The 510-nt window shown below is 53.5% G+C and carries 1 protein-coding gene; it reads left to right on the top strand.

Annotated elements, in window-relative coordinates; genetic code table 11:
• Window positions 1-434, top strand: a 434-nt coding sequence (locus IEX22_RS16480; RefSeq protein ID WP_229660128.1) for a TorF family putative porin, incomplete at its 5' end; no start/stop codon positions are given.
• Between the last annotated feature and the right edge of the window lie 76 nt (window positions 435-510).

Below are 510 nucleotides of genomic sequence, written 5' to 3'. Positions count from 1 at the left end.
CCGGCACCCTAGGCGAAGACTTTGGCTATGACATCAGCTATCTCTACTATGGCTACCCGGATGCCGAAGGCGATATCGACTTTGGTGAGCTGGCGCTGACTCTCAGCTGGAAGTGGTTTGAGTTGGCTTATGCCAAGGTGGTTAATGCCGGTGATGACGTGGCCGCTGCGCCACTGGATAACAAGGATTTGAGCTATATCCACGCCGGGTTCAGCTATCCCATCACGGAAACCGTGACGCTGACAGCACACTATGGTTATTCAGACGGTGATGTGGTGCAGAGCTGGTTCGGGGTTTCCGACTACGCCGACTACCATTTGGCCATCAGCAAGGAAACCGGCATAGGCTCAGTCTCCTTTATGGTGGCCGATACGGATCTGCCGGACGACGATGCCAAGATAGTGCTCAGCTATGTCTATGAGTTCGAATTCTAAGGATGGGAAAGCCCGAGGCGCAATCAGGCGATGACTGGACGATTGCGTTTACGGGCGGCAACCATTTTTTCGATAT

Source organism: Tersicoccus solisilvae, from assembly GCF_014643255.1.
GTDB classification, from domain to species: domain Bacteria; phylum Actinomycetota; class Actinomycetes; order Actinomycetales; family Micrococcaceae; genus Tersicoccus; species Tersicoccus solisilvae.
This window is presented reverse-complemented; position numbering and strand designations above follow the sequence as displayed.